At 74.3% G+C, this 16,189-nt stretch carries 15 protein-coding genes; 10 read left to right on the top strand and 5 right to left on the bottom strand.

The window, feature by feature from the left end:
- The first annotated feature begins 35 nt into the window (after positions 1 to 35).
- Positions 36 to 1,700, top strand: a complete 1,665-nt coding sequence (locus Q7A36_RS00415; protein WP_305101656.1) for an NAD(P)/FAD-dependent oxidoreductase — start codon at positions 36 to 38, stop codon at positions 1,698 to 1,700.
- Between the two features lie 9 nt (positions 1,701 to 1,709).
- Here Q7A36_RS00415 and Q7A36_RS00410 read toward each other — a convergent pair whose 3' ends face one another.
- Positions 1,710 to 4,694: a hypothetical protein gene (locus Q7A36_RS00410; RefSeq protein WP_305101655.1), complete on the bottom strand. Its 2,985-nt coding sequence runs from the start codon at positions 4,692 to 4,694 to the stop codon at positions 1,710 to 1,712.
- Positions 4,695 to 4,949: 255 nt separating this feature from the next.
- On the opposite strand from Q7A36_RS00410, the gene Q7A36_RS00405 reads away from it, so the two are divergent.
- Positions 4,950 to 5,702 carry an SDR family NAD(P)-dependent oxidoreductase gene (locus Q7A36_RS00405; protein ID WP_305101654.1) on the top strand — a complete coding sequence of 251 codons (753 nt, stop codon included), beginning with the start codon at positions 4,950 to 4,952 and terminating at the stop codon, positions 5,700 to 5,702.
- Positions 5,680 to 6,378 carry an MlaA family lipoprotein gene (locus Q7A36_RS00400; protein WP_305101653.1) on the top strand — a complete coding sequence of 233 codons (699 nt, stop codon included), beginning with the start codon at positions 5,680 to 5,682 and terminating at the stop codon, positions 6,376 to 6,378. The genes Q7A36_RS00405 and Q7A36_RS00400 overlap by 23 nt, the downstream gene beginning before the upstream one ends.
- Before the next feature lie 121 nt (positions 6,379 to 6,499).
- Here Q7A36_RS00400 and Q7A36_RS00395 read toward each other — a convergent pair whose 3' ends face one another.
- A complete protein-coding gene (locus Q7A36_RS00395) occupies positions 6,500 to 7,423 on the bottom strand; it encodes a bestrophin family protein (RefSeq protein WP_305101652.1) in 924 nt (307 codons plus the stop codon).
- Between the two features lie 19 nt (positions 7,424 to 7,442).
- Positions 7,443 to 8,315, bottom strand: a complete 873-nt coding sequence (locus Q7A36_RS00390; protein WP_305101651.1) for a M48 family metalloprotease — start codon at positions 8,313 to 8,315, stop codon at positions 7,443 to 7,445.
- Between the two features lie 242 nt (positions 8,316 to 8,557).
- On the opposite strand from Q7A36_RS00390, the gene Q7A36_RS00385 reads away from it, so the two are divergent.
- On the top strand, positions 8,558 to 9,145 hold the full coding sequence (locus Q7A36_RS00385; RefSeq protein ID WP_305101650.1) for a hypothetical protein: 588 nt from the start codon (positions 8,558 to 8,560) through the stop codon (positions 9,143 to 9,145).
- Between the two features lie 3 nt (positions 9,146 to 9,148).
- On the opposite strand, the gene Q7A36_RS00380 is transcribed toward Q7A36_RS00385, so the two are convergent.
- Positions 9,149 to 10,345, bottom strand: coding sequence for an ABC transporter substrate-binding protein (locus Q7A36_RS00380; RefSeq protein WP_305101649.1), 1,197 nt, complete (start codon positions 10,343 to 10,345; stop codon positions 9,149 to 9,151).
- 75 nt (positions 10,346 to 10,420) lie between these two features.
- The gene (locus Q7A36_RS00375; RefSeq protein WP_305101648.1) at positions 10,421 to 11,452 is read right to left on the bottom strand and encodes a zinc-binding dehydrogenase; all 1,032 of its coding nucleotides are present in this window, start codon (positions 11,450 to 11,452) and stop codon (positions 10,421 to 10,423) included.
- An 81-nt stretch (positions 11,453 to 11,533) separates the two neighbouring features.
- On the opposite strand from Q7A36_RS00375, the gene Q7A36_RS00370 reads away from it, so the two are divergent.
- The 6 genes from Q7A36_RS00370 (at position 11,534) to Q7A36_RS00345 (ending at position 16,171) form a co-directional block, all read left to right on the top strand.
- Positions 11,534 to 12,310 (top strand): meso-2,3-butanediol dehydrogenase, encoded by a 777-nt coding sequence (locus Q7A36_RS00370; protein ID WP_305101647.1) that lies wholly within the window; start codon positions 11,534 to 11,536, stop codon positions 12,308 to 12,310.
- 189 nt (positions 12,311 to 12,499) lie between these two features.
- Positions 12,500 to 13,036, top strand: a complete 537-nt coding sequence (gene ppa, locus Q7A36_RS00365; RefSeq protein ID WP_305101646.1) for an inorganic diphosphatase — start codon at positions 12,500 to 12,502, stop codon at positions 13,034 to 13,036.
- A gap of 66 nt (positions 13,037 to 13,102) precedes the next feature.
- Positions 13,103 to 14,575, top strand: coding sequence for a DUF445 domain-containing protein (locus Q7A36_RS00360; protein WP_305101645.1), 1,473 nt, complete (start codon positions 13,103 to 13,105; stop codon positions 14,573 to 14,575).
- A 40-nt stretch (positions 14,576 to 14,615) separates the two neighbouring features.
- A complete protein-coding gene (locus tag Q7A36_RS00355; RefSeq protein WP_305101943.1) occupies positions 14,616 to 14,846 on the top strand; it encodes a type II toxin-antitoxin system VapB family antitoxin in 231 nt (76 codons plus the stop codon).
- Positions 14,759 to 15,241 (top strand): type II toxin-antitoxin system VapC family toxin, encoded by a 483-nt coding sequence (vapC, locus tag Q7A36_RS00350; protein WP_305101942.1) that lies wholly within the window; start codon positions 14,759 to 14,761, stop codon positions 15,239 to 15,241. Before Q7A36_RS00355 ends, vapC begins: the two co-directional genes overlap by 88 nt.
- A gap of 81 nt (positions 15,242 to 15,322) precedes the next feature.
- On the top strand, positions 15,323 to 16,171 hold the full coding sequence (locus tag Q7A36_RS00345) for a calcium-binding protein (protein WP_305101644.1): 849 nt from the start codon (positions 15,323 to 15,325) through the stop codon (positions 16,169 to 16,171).
- The last annotated feature ends 18 nt before the right edge of the window (positions 16,172 to 16,189 follow it).

The following is a 16,189-nucleotide window of genomic DNA, read 5'->3' as shown; positions in this document are numbered from 1 at the left end:
GGCCCGCCCGCCGGTCCACCGCAGCCCCGAGACCCATGATCCGCCTCACCGAGCTTCGCCTGCCGCTGAACCATCCGGAGACGGCGCTCCGCCCCGCCATCCTGCAGCGCCTCGGCATCCCCGATGCGGCGCTCGAGAGCCTCACGGTCTTCCGCCGCGGCTACGACGCACGGAACCCGCGGGCGATCGTGCTGGTCTATACCCTGGACCTGGCAGTGGCGGACGAAGCCGCGCTGCTGCGGCGCCATGCCGGCGACCCGCGCATCGGCCCAGCGCCCGACACACGGTACCAATTCGTGGCCCGCGCGCCGGAGGGGCTGCCACGCCCCGTCGTCATCGGCACCGGCCCCTGCGGGCTGATGGCGGCGCTGGTCCTGGCGCAGATGGGCTTCCGCCCCATCATCCTCGAGCGCGGCAGGCTGGTGCGCGAGCGGACCAAGGACACCTGGGCGCTCTGGCGGCGCGGCGTGCTGACGCCCGAGAGCAACGTGCAATTCGGCGAGGGCGGCGCCGGCACCTTCTCCGACGGCAAGCTCTACTCCGGCATCAAGGACCCGCGCTTCTACGGCCGCAAGGTGCTGACCGAGTTCGTCAAGGCCGGCGCGCCCGAGGAGATCCTCACCGTCTCCAAGCCGCATATCGGCACCTTCCGCCTGGTGACGATGGTCGAGAGCATCCGCGCGCAGATCGAGGCGCTGGGCGGCGAGTACCGCTTCGGCACCAGGGTGATGGACCTGGTCGTCGAGACGGACGCGGCGGGCCGGCGCCGCGTGCGCGGCGTGGTGCTGGAGGATGGCGGGACGCTCCGCACCGACCAGGTCGTGCTCGCCATCGGCCATAGCGCGCGCGACACCTTCGCCATGCTGCGCGACCGCGGCGTGTTCCTGGAAGCCAAGCCCTTCAGCATCGGCGTGCGCATCGAGCATCCACAATCGATGATCGACCGCGCCCGCTTCGGCGCGAATGCCGGCAACCGGCTGCTCGGCGCGGCCGACTACAAGCTGGTGCACCACTGCCGCAACGGCCGCAGCGTCTACAGCTTCTGCATGTGCCCCGGCGGCCGCGTGGTGGCCGCGACCAGCGAGCCCGGCCGCGTCGTGACCAATGGCATGAGCCAGTACAGCCGCGCCGAGTTCAACGCCAATGCCGGCATCGTCGTCGGCATTTCTCCGAGCGACTACCCCGACCACGTCCTCGCCGGCGTGGACTTCCAGCGCAGGTGGGAGAGCCTGGCCTATGAGGCCGGCGGCGGCGGCTACCGCGCGCCGGGCCAGCTTGTCGGCGATTTCCTCGCGGGCCGCGCCAGCACGGCGCTCGGCGAGGTCGAGCCGAGCTACAGGCCGGGCGTAACGCCGACCGACCTCGCGCGCTGCCTGCCCGATTTCGCGGTGGAGGCCATGCGGGAGGCGCTGGTCGCCTTCGATGCGCAGCTTCCCGGCTTCGCCCGCGCGGATGCGGTGATGACCGGCGTCGAGACCCGCACCAGCAGCCCCATCCGCATCCGGCGCGGCCCCGACCTGCAGAGCGTGAACACCGCCGGCCTGTTCCCCGCCGGCGAGGGCGCGGGCTATGCCGGCGGCATCCTCTCCGCCGGCGTGGACGGCATCCGGGTGGCGGAGGCGCTGGCCTACCTCGCCACCGGCCGGGAGGTGCCGCGGGAACTCAGCCGCGGGACGGAGACCCCCGTCTCCTACGGCTGAGCCTTGCGGTCAGGCGAGGACCGCGTCCTTCATCGCCACGCCATGCAGCGCCAGCGCGGCGTGGTCGCTGTCATGCACGGCCAGGTCCGTCGTCAGGACCGTGGTGTCGAGCAAGGGATGCGCGGCATCCGGCACCGGGCCGGCCAGCACGAAGTCCTGCGCCGCATGGTCCGTCGCGGCCGACGACGTGTCCGCATGCAGCGTCACCGGCAGCGCCGCCTGGGCCGGATCCAGCGCGGTGGCCAGGTCGGTGGCGGGATGCGCGGGCGGCACGGTGGTGGCCTCGGTCGCCGCATGGGCGGGTGCCGGCGCGACGTCGGCGACCTTGGCAGCCGGTGCCGAATGCCCGGTCTCGGCAGGCACGGTAGCCAGACCCTTCGCCGCCCCGGCGGGATCCGCCGGCGCGGGGGCGGCGGCAGGCGTGGCCGGCCCCTGGACCGCGGGCTCCGTCCCGGTCGCCGTGGCGAGGACCACATGCGCCGCATCGACGGCCTGCGCGGAGGCGTGCCCGGTCTCGGCCGGCGTTGCGCCAGCATGCGCGCTGCTGCCCGCTCCGGCGGATGCGGGCGCCTCGGTGCCCGCATGGCCCGTGGCCGCCGCGGCAGGTGGATCCGCGGGCACCGGCGCCGCATGCGTGTCGGTGGCCACCGGGAGGCTGGCGACCACCTCGGCCGCCTTGCCGGCCACGGCCTCCGCCGGTGCGCTCGGGGTGCCCGCTGCTGCGGCGGCATGGGTCTCCACCGCAGCCGGCAGACTGGCGACCACCTCGGCCGCCTTGCCGGCCGCGGCATCCGCCGGTGCGCTCGGTGTGCCCGTCGCCGCGGCGGCATGCGCCTCCGCCGCAACCGGCAGGGTGCCTGCCACGTCAGCCACCTTGTCGGCAGGGTCCGATGGCGCGGCCGCATGGCTGCTGGCCACCTCGACCGCCTTGCCCGCGCTCTCCGCCGGCGCGGCCGCGTGTGCCTCGGGCGTGGCCAGGAGGTCGGTCGCCGCCGCGGCGATCTTGCCGATGGCCGTCCCCACGCCTGCGGCCGCCGTGCCGGGGGTATCCGGCGACGAGGCCGCATGCGTCTCGGCAGGTGTCGGTGCGCTGCCCGCCGCCACCGCGGCCGGCGCGGCGGCATGCGCCTCGCCCGTGGCCGCGACGCCACTCGCCACCTCGACGACCTTCGAGACGACGCCGTCGACCAGGGCAGCCGCCTTGCCCCCGGCATCCGCCGGCGCCGCCGATGCGCTGCCCGCTGCCGGCGCGACCTTCACGGCACCGTCCGCGGCCGCCGCCAGGTGCGTGTCGCCCGTCGCCGGAACACCGGTCGCCGCCGCGGCGGCCGTGCCGGTGATGGTCCCCACCACCGCCGCGACCGCCTTGACCGCGGTGTCCGCCGTCGTCGTCGCAAGCGTGCCGACCGCCGAGGCATGGCCCGGATCCGCAGCCGTCTTGCCGGTGCTGTCCGCGCCCGCGGCCTGATGCGCCTCGCCGGTTGCCGGAACGGTGGGCGCCGCCCCGGCAGCCTTGCCGGTCGTCGCGTCCACCGACGCCGTCGCGCCGCCCGCCACGGCCACGACCTTGGCGGCGGTGGCGTCCGCCGCCGTGGCTGCCTTCCCGGCCAGGGCCGTCGCGCCGGGATCCGCCGCGCCGAGGCTGCCGGCGGCCGTCGCAGCAAGGCCGGTCGTGGCACCCGCGGCCGCGGTGCCGGCCTTGGCCGAGAGGGTCGTGCCGGCCGCCACGGCATGGTCCGTCGCCGCCGCAACACCGGCCGCCTTCGCGGCGGTCGCATCCACGGCCGTGCCGGCCTTGGACGCGGCGGCGGTGTCGACCGCCGCCTTGGCGGTCTCGGCCAGTTGCGTCGCATTGCCGGCCGCCACCTCGGCGGTCGCCTTCACGGCGGCGCTCTCCGCCGCAGTGGCCACCGCATGCGCCTGCGCCGCCTTGACCTGGGCCGTCTTCGCCAGCGCGAGGCCGACATCGCCGCTGCCCGACAGGTCGGACAGGTCCGCCGCCGTCTTCGCCTGCCCATTCGCCACGGCCAGCATCGACGCCGGATCGGCCGCGCGGGCGAGGCCGGCCTGGGCGCTGCCCTCCTGCCCGGCATGCCCCTGTGCCGGGTCTACGACCGTCGCGGTCCGCAGCACCGAGGACGAGTCCTCCGACCGCGCCGCGGGCTGGCTGCGCGCCACCGCGACCGGCGCGCTCACCGGCTCCGGCGCCGGGGCCACCGCCGCCTTGGCCGGCGCAGCCTCCACCCGGTCCGGCGCGGCCGCGGCGTCGTTCGCCTGCACCGCCTTGGTGGCCGCCTCCACCTGCGCGGCCCGCAGCGTCAGCGCCGCGGCCTTTGCCGCCTCCGCCCGCGCCGCGGCGGGCGAGGCCTCCCGCACCAGGTCGGCACCCGGGTCGTAGGGCGCGTCCTCGGCGCCGCCCTGCACCACCGCGCTCAATACCCGCGGCGCCGTCTCGGCCTTCGCCTCCGGCAGGCCGAGCACGGTCATGACCACCGCCTCGGCCGAGGCGAGCGCCGTCGCCGCGAAGCCGCCCGAGCCATGCGGGCCGGCGGCCGGCGCCGCGCCCGGCACCGCCGCCGCGCCCTCCGTCGCCTCGTCGCCCGCGGCCGCCCGCAGCACCGCCTCCGCATGCTGCGCCGCCACGTCGGACCCGCCGCGTGCCATGACGGGCGCGGCCTTGACGGCGTCGGAGGCGCTCTCCTCCGTATTGGCATGTCCGGCCCATTGCCGGCCCAGCATCAGGCTGAGCAGGATGCCGTAGAGCCCGATGCCGGCGGCCTCCTCCCCGCTGAAGCGGCCGCGCAGCGACTGCCCGAGCCGCGCCCGCGACCAGGCGGCATGGCTTTCGGCCTCCTCCTTGCGGGTGATGACGCGGGCGGGGCGGCCGGGCTTCGGCCGGTAGGGCAGGCTCTCGCCTTCGGCGAAGAAGGGCTCGTCGCGCTGGCTGGCCAGGCGGATGCGGAACCGGATGCGGCCAGGCCGGTAGTGCACCATGGGCGGCGTTCCCCTCGAATTGCGTGGCCTGGCGGAGCGTGCCGGCCTGGCACCCGGAATAGTATACGAATCCTGCCCTAGGCCACCCGGCCTCACTCACGAAGCAGTGGGACGGAAGCGCTTCCCCGCGGGTGCGACCACCGCGCGACGCCTTGCCGCCCCGCCCGGCCCCTGCGAGGCTCCACGACGCAACGACAGCCGGGCAGGCCTCGCGAGGGTCTCGTCCGGAAGAACGTCCCAAGGGAGAGGAACGCCATGCGCGTCGCCAACAAGGTCGCCCTCGTCACCGGCGCCGCCAGCGGCATGGGCGCCGCAACCGCCCGGCTGCTGGCGCGGGAGGGCGCGAAGGTCGCCGTCGCCGACCTGCTCGAGGCCGAGGGCAAGGCGGTGGTGGCCGAGATCGAGAAGGCCGGCGGCACCGCGATGTTCGTCACGCTCGACGTCGCCGAGGAAGCGCAGTGGGAGGCCGCGGTCGCCGCCGTCACCGGCGCCTGGGGCCGGCTCGATGTCCTGGTGAACAATGCCGGCATCTCCGGCAGCAACACCAACAACCTCTACGACACCGCGCTCTGGGACCGGATCATGGCGGTGAATGCGCGCGGCGTGTTCCTCGGCGTGAAGCACGGCGTCGCCGCCATGCGCGCGGCGGGCGGCGGCTCCATCATCAACTTCTCCTCGATATCGGGCGTGGTGGGGCAGGAGCGCATCCATTGCGCCTACAACGCCTCCAAGGCCGCGGTGCGGCTGCTGACGAAGTCCATCGCGGTGCAGGAGGGGCCGGCGAAGATCCGGGTGAACAGCGTGCATCCCGGCCTGATGCCGCCGATGCGCACCAGCGGCGCGACCGCCGATCCGGTCTTCCGGGCGAAGATGCTCGGCCATGTGCCGCTCGGCCGCTCCGGCGAGGTGGACGAGGTGGCGCAGGCGGTGCTGTTCCTGGCCTCCGACGAGAGCTCCTACATCACCGGCGCCGAGATCCATGTGGATGGCGGCTACCTCGCCTGCTGAGGGCCGGCGCGGCGCCGCGTTCGCGCTCGCCGCACTGCTCGCGCTCGGCCCCATCGCGGCGCGGGCGGAGGGGGACCCGCTGGAGGCGGTGAACCGCCGCGTCCATGGCTTCAACCGGGAGGTCCATGCGCGGCTGCTGCAGCCGTTGCTGGACGCCTATCGCGCCGTCGTGCCGGCACCGGTCCGGCAGGGCTTCGCCAATGCGGTGGGCAACCTGTCGGAGCCCGTGACGGTCGCCAGCAGCCTCGCCGCCGGGCGCTTCGACCTGGCCTGGAACGCCGCCGCGCGCTTCGGCCTCAACTCGACCCTCGGCCTCGGCGGCGCCTGGGACGCGGCGGCGGCGCGGGGCTATCCGCGCGAGGTCTTCCGCGTCGCCGATGCGCTCTGCCATTGGGGCCTGCCGAGCGGGCCCTACCTGGTGCTGCCGCTGCTCGGCCCGTCCAGCCTGCGCGACGCCGGCGGCATGCTGGCGACCGGCGCCGCGCTGTCCCAGGCGGTGGGGAGCGACGCCCTGCTCGCCTGGAGCAGCGCCGACGCGCTGGTCAGCTTCGCCGAGGTGGACCCGGCGCTGCGGCAGGTGGAGCACGACTCGCTCGACCCCTACGCTGTGCTGCGCAGCGTCTACCGCCAGCGCCGTGCCCTGCGCTGCGCGGTGGACCGGGACCCGGAGGACTGAGTCCCGGGGCGGGGCGGCGGCGCGCGCCGGCCGGCGCCTCTCTCGTGCTCCTGCGCGCGCGGCCTCCGGCGACGGCGCGAGTCTTCGCCGGCGTATCGCCGCACAAGGCGCACTCGACAGCTCACTCCAGCACATAGTTCCGCGGCTGCAGCGGCGGCGGGAGGTCGGGCTCGCCCAGCGCCTCCCGCAGCTCGATCTCGATGGCGCGGCAGAGCGCGGTGAGCGGCAGGTCGTTGGGCAGGGTGCCGAAGGGCTCCTCGATCTCGTCGCCCAGCGCGTCCAGCCCGAAGAAGGTGTAGGAGACGAGCCCGACCATGACAGGCGTCGCCAGCCCGACCGTGTCCACCAGGCCGAAGGGCAGCATGAAGCAGTAGAGATAGGCGGTCCGGTGCAGCAGCAGGGTGTAGGAGAAGGGGATGGGCGTGCCCCGGATGCGGTCGCACCCCGCCAGCACCCGGTCGAAGGCGGTCAGCGTCTCGTCGATCCGCGCCGCCAGCGGCCCGTCGACACGCCGCTCGCGCAGGCAGGCGCCGAGCTCGCGGCCCATGGCCCGCAGGATCGCGCCGGGCGGGTTGCCGGAGCGCAGCGCGGCCTCGAGCTCCGCGGGCGGCAGCAGCGGCGCGAGTTCCGCCGCCGGGTCGGTGCCCCGCAGCCGGTGCCGCAGCGCATGCGCGAAGCCGATGGCGCGCCAGGCCATGCGCCGGCGGAGCGCCGCCTCGCCCTCCCCCGGCGCCAGCAGGCTCTCCATCTGCCGCGCCAGCACCCGACACGCGATGCGCAGCTCGCCCCAGAGGATCCGCCCCTCCCAGTAGCGCGCATAGGCGGTGGTGTTGCGGAAGCCGAGGAAGATCGACAGCGCCAGGCCGATGATGGTGAAGGGCGCGGCGGTGAAGGCAAGGCTGTGGTCGAACAGCACGCCATGCGTCCGGCTGACCACCAGCGCGAGGAGCACCGAGCCGAGCACCTGCGGCGCGACCTTCGGCGCGACCGAGCCGCGCAGCACGAAGAAGAGCCGCCAGCCGGAGGGGCGTTCGCGCAGGATCACGGCACGGGCCGGCGCGGCGTCACGACGGCGCCCGCGCCCCGGCACGGCGCGGCATGAGGTCGGCGGAGCCGCGGATCTCCGCCGTGGCCTGCCGCCAGGCGGCCAGCCGCTCCGGACCGGCCGGATGGCTGTCCAGGAGGCCGGCGGTCTCGCCCGGCCCGCCGCGCGTCAGCCGCACCCAGACCAGCCCGGCGCGGTCGAGGTCGTAGCCGGCGCGCGCGACGAGATAGGCGCCGAGATAGTCGGCCTCCCGCTCCTCCTCCTTGGAGAAGGCAAGCTGCGCCGCGGTCGAGCCGGCGAGCGCCGCGCCCTCCCCCAGCGCCCAGCCGGCCAGGCCACCGAAGGGCACGAGTGCGCCGAGCAGCGTGCCGGCCGCGGTGCCGGCGAGCGTGCCGCGGGCGAAGCGGCGGCCGATATGCCCGGCGATGTGGTGGCCGAATTCATGGCCGACCACCGCCGCGACCTCCGCCTCGCTGGCGAGCAGCCGGACCATGCCGAGGGTCACCACCGCCCGGCCCCGCGCGGTCATATAGGCCCTTGGCTCCGCCGCGGGATCGAGCGCGACCTGGAGCGTGCAGCCGGAGGGGCAGAGCGGCTGCGCCGCGGCGGCGAGGCGCTGCGCGACGGCGCCGAGCACCGCCTCGGCCTCTGCCGGCGTCTCCGCGACCGCGGGCGCGGGTGCCGTCGCGGCGATGGTCGCGCGCGCCGCGGCAAGCGAGTCGGGCCCGGCCGGCGGCGGCGCGAAGCGGGCGCCGCAGGCCGCGAGCAGGAGGGCCAGGCAGGGCGCAGACCGCCGGAACAGCCAGGCCTCCGGCATGGCGAAGCCGGGAGGCCGGGCCTGCCCTGCGGTCCCGGACCAGGCGAGGGTGGTCGTCGCGGCGGCGTCCCTCACCGGCGGCGCGCTGCGCCAGGGCGTGGCCGCGCCCCGGCCCGGGCGGCCCCGCCATCGCCCCGGCCCCTGCCGCCTCTCCGCGGATCGGTCCCGCTCGCCCTGCTCATCCGCCTGCCGCTCCCGCCGGCCGCGCCGCTGGCGCGGCTGCCCGCCCCAAGGCGCTGCGGCGGCCCCGGTTCCGGCCGGAACCGCGGGGCGCGGGCCGGTGTTGGCGTGCCGAGGCGCGATGGAGGACAGCGATTTTGGCTTCCGACTCCTGGCATGACCGCGACCGCCTGTCCGTCGACGGGCTCCTGGCGGAGGGGCTGCTGGCCGGCCTCGCCGGCGTGGCCGCCATGACGCTGGCGGAGAAGCTGGAACAGGCCGTCACCGGCCGGCCGAATTCCTATGTGCCGGCGCATACGCTGGAGCGTCTGCTCGGCCTGCCGCGCCGGCCGGACCGCGAGCGGCTCGGGCTGAACTGGGCGATGCATTGGGGCCAGGGGATCGTGCTCGGCCCGGTGCGGGCGCTGATGGCGCGGCGCGGCATGCGGGGCCCCATGGGCTCCTTCCTCTTCCTCAATCTCCGCCTGCTGAACGACCAGAGCCTGGAGAACGCGACCGGCGTCGGCGCGCCACCCTGGACCTGGCCGGTGGAGGAGCAATGGGTCGACCTGCTGCACAAGGGCGTCTACGCCTTCGTCGCCGGCGCGGTGGCGGACCGGCTGGTGCGGCGCGGGCGGCATGCCAGCGGCGACCTGCGGCGCGGCATGCCCGGCACCGCCTCCCGCGCGCGCCATGCCGAGGCGGGCAGCGACCTCGACCGGCTGCCGCGCCGCCTCGCCGCCTGAGGCTCAGGCCGAGGCGCCGTCGATCACCGGCCCGAAGCGCTGCCACATCCTGCCGTCCCAGCGCGCGAGCTGGAGCTGCTGCAGCGGCCGGTAGTCGGTCGGCGAGGTGTCCACCCGGATGCCCGGCAGCAAGGTCGGGATCTCGAGGCCGCGGAGGTTCGCGGCCTCCTGCATGATCCGCTCGCGCCTGAACTCGCCCCCGCATTGCCGGAGGATCTGCAGCAGGGCGAGCGAGACCGTGTAGCCATAGGTGTAGTAGATGTCGGTGGTATCGGCCTCCGGCAGCCATTTCGCCATGAACCGCCGGTACTCCGCCATGCCGGCATCGCCCGCCCAGGCCGGGTCGTTCGGGTCCTTGAGATAGGCCGAGGTGATGGTGCCGGTCGCGCGCTCCACGCCCGCGGGCTGGATGACGCCGGCGACGGAACTGGCGCCGGAGGCGATGTAGTGCGTCGCACGCCAGCCGAGCTCGTGGATCTTGCGGATGGCCATGGCGGCGAATTTGGCCGTCACGCCGGAGACGAGCACATCGGCCCCCTGCAGGGCGATGAGCTGGCTGTCCACCGTCGGGTCCGTCACCTCGTAGGAGGCGACGCGCACCCGGCCGTCATAGGCGCTGCCGAGCACGTCCTTCAGCCCGGCGATGTAGTCCCGGCCGAAATCGTCGTTCTGGTGCAGCAGGGCGAAGCGCGCCTCGGGCTTTTCCGACAGCGCGTGGCGGGCGAAGACCTGCGCCTCGGTCCGGGCGGAGGGCGCGAAGCCCATGGTCCAGGGATTGGTGGCGTAGTCGCCCCATTTGTCGCCGTTCACCGAGAGGAAGAGGTGCGGCACCTTGCGCTGGTTGACGTAGCGCACGACGGCGTTGTTGGGGGCGGTGCCGAGCATGTTGAAGAGAAAGGCGACGCGGTCCTGCTCCACCAGGCGCCGCACCTGCTCGAGCGTCTTGGGCGGTGAGAAGCCGTCGTCGTAGAGGATGTAGGTGAGCCGCCGGCCGGCGATCCCGCCCGCCTCGTTCACCGCGCGGCAGACGCCCTCCACGGCGCGGCACTGCACGCCGAGCGCGGAGACCGGGCCGGAGAGCGCGGTGGTGCCGCCGAAGCGGATCTCGGTGGCGGTGACGCCCGGCGTCTCCTCTGCGCGGGCGATGCGCGGCGCCGCGAGCAGGACGGCTCCCGCGGCGAGCAGGCCTCGACGTTCCATGCTTCCCTCCCCGTCCCGCGCCGGTTGTTGGGTGGCTTCGCGGCTCCGGACCCTGCGGCCCTTCGGCGAACCGCCCTATCGCGCGGGATCCACCAGCACCTTCACCTGGTCCGCCGGCCGGCGCAGCGCCTCGAAGCCGGCCGGCAGCGCCCCGAGCCCGATCACCTCGGTGACGAAGTCTTCGACGCGGATGGCGCCCGCCTCGACATGGCCCAGCACCGCCGCGAAGTCGGCGCGGGTATAGGCGAGGACGAAGCGGAAGCTCAGTTCCTTGCGGATCGCCATGCGCGGGCGGAGGCGGTCCTCCTCCATGCAGACGCCGACCACCACGATGCGGCATCGCGGCGGCGCCAGCTCGACCATCCGCTGCAGCATGCCGGGAATGCCGACGCACTCGAAGATCAGGTCGGGCGGGCCGCCGGCGGCCTCCGCGAAGGCCTCGGCCAGCGGCGCGGCATTCGGGTCGAGCACCGCCGTCGCGCCGAGCCGCGCCGCCCGCGCCCGCCGCGCCGAGGCCGGCTCGCTGACCACCACCGCGCCGGCACCCGACAGCCGCGCCATGACCGCGACCGCGAGGCCGATCGGCCCCGCGCCGGTGACCAGCACGCGCGCGCCGGGCGGCATCTCCGCCATCGCCACGGCATGCGCGCCGACGGCCAGCGGCTCGAGCATCGCCCCCGCCTCGAAGCCGACGCCGTCCGGCAGGCGCAGCGCCTGGCTGGCGCGGATGCGGACGCGTTCGGCATAGGCGCCGGGCGCGGCCGGCGAGAAGCCCTGGCCCCGGATGCCGGGACAGACCGCGGCCAGGCCCTTGCGGCACTCGCCGAAGGGCTCGCACTCCGCGCAGGGGGCGAAGGGGATGCCGGCGAGGCGGTCGCCCGGCCGGAAAGCGGGATCGCCCGAGGCGATCACGGTCCCGGCGAATTCATGGCCCAGGATGGTGCCGGGCTGCAGCCGGTAGTCCGGCACCTCGCTCGCGTGCAGGTCGCTGCCGCAGATGCCGCAGAGCGCCACCTGCAGCAGCAGGTCGCCCGGGCCGATCTGCGGCTCCGGCACCTCGCGCAGCGCGAGCGGTCGGCCGATCCCCTCGAAGACGGCGGCGCGCATGGGACGTGTCCTCGCTTTGATAGCAGGCTAGGCTTTTGCCGGCCGCGCCTGCAAGCGGCGCGAGAACGGGGAGGACAGGGGATGGCCAGGTTCGAGGGCAAGGCGGTGCTCGTCACCGGCGGCGGCTCCGGCATCGGCGCCGCGGCAGCCGCGCGCTTCCTGGCGGAGGGCGCCTCCGTCTGCATCGCCGACAACCGGGCGGAGGCGCTGGCGGCGCAGGTGGAGGCGCTCGGCGCCGGCACCCGGCTGCATGCGGTGGAGTGCGACGTGACGGAGGAGGCGGCGGTGAACTCGCTGGTCGCCGAGGTCGTCACGCATTTCGGCCGGCTCGACGTGCTGGTGAACAATGCGGGCTTCGGCAGCTTCGCCCGGGTCGAGGACCTCTCGACCGAGAACTGGCGGCGCGTGCTGGCGGTCTGCCTCGACAGCGTCTTCTTCGGCAGCCGCGCCGCCATGCCGCACCTGAAGGCGCGCGGCGGCTGCATCGTCAACACCGCCTCCATCAGCGGGCTCCGCGGCGACTACGGCTTCGCCGCCTACAACGCGGCCAAGGGCGGCGTGGTGAACCTGACGCGCAACATGGCGATCGACCATGCGCGGGACGGCGTGCGGGTGAACGCGGTCTGCCCGGGCCTGACCGCGACGCCGCTGACCACGAAGTTCACCGGCCGGGCGGACATCATGGCGGAATACGACCGCCGCATCCCCCTGCGCCGGCCCGGCAGGCCGGAGGAGATGGCGGCGGCCATCGCCTTCCTCGCCTCCGAGGATGCCTCCTATGTCACCGGGGTGACGCTCGCCGTCGATGGCGGCCTCACCGCCGCCACGGGCCAGCCCAATTTCCTCGATCTGCTGTAGTCCGCAGAAGCGGCGTGACCCGGGCGGGCAAAGCTGGCATGACCGCCGCCGCGCGGCCCCCCGCCGACCCCCGGCCCCCACCCGGAAGGGGGGGTTCGGTCCGGCTGGCAGGCCTGTTATGCTGCAGTGCGGCAAGAGGCCCGGCGGGCCCTGCCGCCCGCCGGCACGGCGCAATATTCGGAGAACACCATGCGTATCGACGCCATTCCCATCGGCAAGAACCCGCCCGAGGACGTCAACGTCATCGTGGAGGTCGCCATCGGGGGCGAGCCCATCAAGTACGAGATGGACAAGGAGGCCGGCACGCTGATCGTGGACCGCTTCCTCTACACGCCGATGCGCTATCCCGGGAATTACGGCTTCGTCCCGCATACCCTGTCCGAGGACGGCGACCCGATCGACGTGCTGATCGCCAATACCCGCCCGATCGTGCCGGGCGCGGTCATCGCCGTCCGCCCGGTTGGCGTCCTCAAGATGGAGGACGATGGCGGCGGGGACGAGAAGATCATCGCCGTGCCGGTGCCGAAGCTGACCAAGCGCTACGAGCGGATCCACAACTACTCGGACCTGCCGCAGATCACGCTCGACCAGATCCAGCACTTCTTCGAGCACTACAAGGATCTCGAGCCCGGCAAGTGGGTGAAGGTGGCGGGCTGGGGCGATGCCGCCGAGGCGAAGCGCCTGATCCTCGAGGCCATCGAGCGCAACAAGAGCAGCAAGGGCTGAACAGAGGTGGCACGCGGCCGTCGCGGCCCTCGCAGGCAGCGGCGCGCCGCCCCATCTGGCGCGCCGATGACGAAGGATGAGACGGCCGGGCCCGCCCCCGAAGGCGGCGCAATCCCGGCGCGCGCGGCCGCGGCCGTGCTGGAAGACGAGCGGCCGGAGGACCCCACGGGGTCTATGGCGGCGCCACCCCCCCTGACCCTGCGCCCGGCGGCCGTGGCGCCGGAGGGCGCCGCCGCGGCCCCACCCCCACCCCCGCCGCCGCGGAGCATCGCCGTCGCCGATCCGGACGCGCCGCTGCGGCGCGCCCTGGCGCGGCACCGCGCCATCGCCACCGGCCTGCTGCTGATGATGGTCGGGATCATGCTGGGCGCCTACCAATTGCCCCCGGGCTACTGGGCCGACCTGCTGCAGGCCGCCGCCAAGGCCGGCGTGGTCGGCGGCATCGCCGACTGGTTCGCGGTGACGGCGCTGTTCCGCCGGCCGCTCGGCCTGCCGATTCCGCATACCGCCATCATCCCGCGGCAGAAGGAGCGGCTGGGCCAGGGCCTCGGCCGCTTCGTCGCCAACCATGTCTTCACCGAGGCCGAGGTGGCCCGCGTGCTGGGCCGGCTGGACCTCGCCGGCATTCTCCGCGGCTTCATGGCCGACCCGGCGACCGCCCGCCCGGCGGCCGAGGCGATCGCCACCGCCATGCCGCGGCTGCTGGCGAGCCTCGAGGACGGCCGCGCCCGGCGCCTGATGGGCCGGCTGCTGCCGCGCCTGGCCGGCGGCCCGGGCGGCGCCCGGATCGTGGCCCGGGCGCTCCGCACCCTGGTCGAGGGCGGCAAGCACCAGGAGGTCTTCGACCTGGCGATCCGCGAGCTCCGCCGCCTGCTGGTCGAGAAGGAGGACCAGCTCCGCAACGCCATCGAGGTCCGGGTGCGCGAGGAGGGCGGCCGCCTGGTCGGCTGGGCGCTGGGCGCGGCGGTCGCCGGCCGGGTGCTGGCGGCGGTGAATGCCGAGCTCGCCCGGATGGAGGCGGATGACAGCGACCTCCGCCACGCCTTCGAGGAATGGATCAAGGGCGAGGTCGAGCGGCTCGAGACCGACCCGGAGCGGGCGGCGGCACTCGGCCGGGCCATGCGCAGCGCCATGTCCCATCCGACCGTCACGGCCTGGCTGGGCGATGTCTGGGACCGCCTGCGCGCGGCGCTGGTCGCCGATGCCGCCAACCCGCAGGGCCGGACCGTGACTTTGCTGGAGGGCGCATTCCGCAATGCCGGCAACCTGCTGGCCGAGGATCCCGCGGCGCGGGAGCGGCTGAACCACGGGGTGCAGCGCTTCCTGGCCACCCTGCTGCCCTCGGCGCGGCAGCAGCTTGCGGGCTTCATCGCCCAGGTGGTGGCGGGCTGGGACACGGCCCAGGTCACCGACAAGATCGAGCTGCGGGTGGGCCGCGACCTGCAATATGTCCGGATGAACGGCACGCTGGTCGGCTTCCTCGTCGGCGGCGCGCTGTTTGCCGCGCTGACGGCGCTGTTCGGTCGGGTGGCGTTCTGAGTTCTTGTGTATTATGCGGGGAAGTGGTACACATCGGCCCATGCGCACGAACATCGAGATCGACGATGCCCTGATCGCCGAGGCGATGCGCCTGGGCGCCCACCCGACCAAGAAGGCGGCCGTCGAGGAAGGGCTGCGCCTGCTGGTCCGGCTGGCGCGGCAGCGGGAGGCGGTGCAGGCGCTCTGGGGGAGCGATCCCGACTGGCAGGCGCCGCCCGAGGACGAACCGCGGGACTGGGCCTTGCACGAGGACCAGGCGAAGCTCCCCTGATCGCCGTCGATACCAGCGTCCTGATCGACGTCATCCGGCGGGTGGACTCTCCGGCCGCTCGCGCCTTCATCCGCCTTGCCGCCAGCGAGCGCATCGTCGTCGGCGACATCGTGCTGCTCGAGGCCTTGCAGGGCGCCTCCAGCGAGGACCGGGCGCGCAGCATCGAGCGCTGGCTGCGCAGCTTCGACATCGCCGCGATGCTGGATGACGCGCTCGCCGTACAGGGCGCCGCGCATTATCGGCGCCTGCGCGCCCTCGGCATCACCCCGCGCCGCACGCCCGACCTGATCATCGCGACTTGGTGCATCGCCCATGCCGTGCCGCTGCTGCAGAGCGACCGTGACTTCGCCGCCATGGCGAAGCCTCTCGGGCTGCAACTCGTCGTGGTGACCTGACGCACGGACCTCCCGCGGCCTTGTCTCCGGCCCGGTCCGATCCGGCGCTAGCGTTCTTCTCGCAAGGCGGAGGAGCCGCGCATGCCAGCAGGGGTCCCGGGTATCACTCTCACAGGCGGGGACGGACCGGACGTCCTCTTGGGTAAGGCGAACGACGACAGGCTCGACGGCGGACGAGGCAATGATCTCCTCCTCGGCCATGGCGGCAACGACTTCCTGACCGGCGGGCCGGAATCGCCCTATGGGCCGGACGGCAAGATCGTCGATCTGCCGGACAACGACACGCTGCTGGGCGGCGCCGGCAGGGATACCCTGGCCGGCGGCATCGGCAACGACTACCTCTCGGGCGGGTCGGGCGACGATTCCCTCTCGGGCGGCTGGGGCAACGACACGCTGCTGGGCGGTGCCGGCAACGATACCCTGGTCGGCGGCCGCTACGGGCTGGAGACCTTCCCGGACGACAACCTGCTGATCGGCGGCCGGGGCGATGATTCGCTCGAAGGCAATCTCGGCAACGACACGCTGCTGGGCGGCGCCGGCAACGATACCCTGTTCGGCAGCGGCGGCGCCGACATCCTGGTGGGCGGCGGGGGCGCCGACGTGTTCCGCCTGGGATATTTCGCGCCGACCCTGCCCGGGACCTGGATGGACAAGTCCGACCGGATCCTCGACTTCCAGGACGGCGTGGACAAGCTGGACGTCTCCCTGCTGCGGACCGGCAACAACACGGCCCTGCCCTTCACCTTCCTCGGCGAGGCACCCTTCACCGGCACCGGGCCGGAGATCCATGTGGTGCACACCGATGATGCGACGCTGGTCGAAGTGAACTTCATCTTCCTCGGCCAGCTCCACGGGACGCCGGACGACCCGGGCGGCATCCTGCGGCTCGACGGCTACCACGCCCTCTCGGCCAGCGACTTCATCCTGTAGAGGTACCCTTCCCGGCGG

It is taken from the genome of Paracraurococcus lichenis, from assembly GCF_030657435.1.
Lineage (GTDB): Bacteria > Pseudomonadota > Alphaproteobacteria > Acetobacterales > Acetobacteraceae > Paracraurococcus > Paracraurococcus lichenis.
Note: the sequence above shows the minus strand (reverse complement) of the source record. Positions and strands in the feature narration are given on the sequence as shown.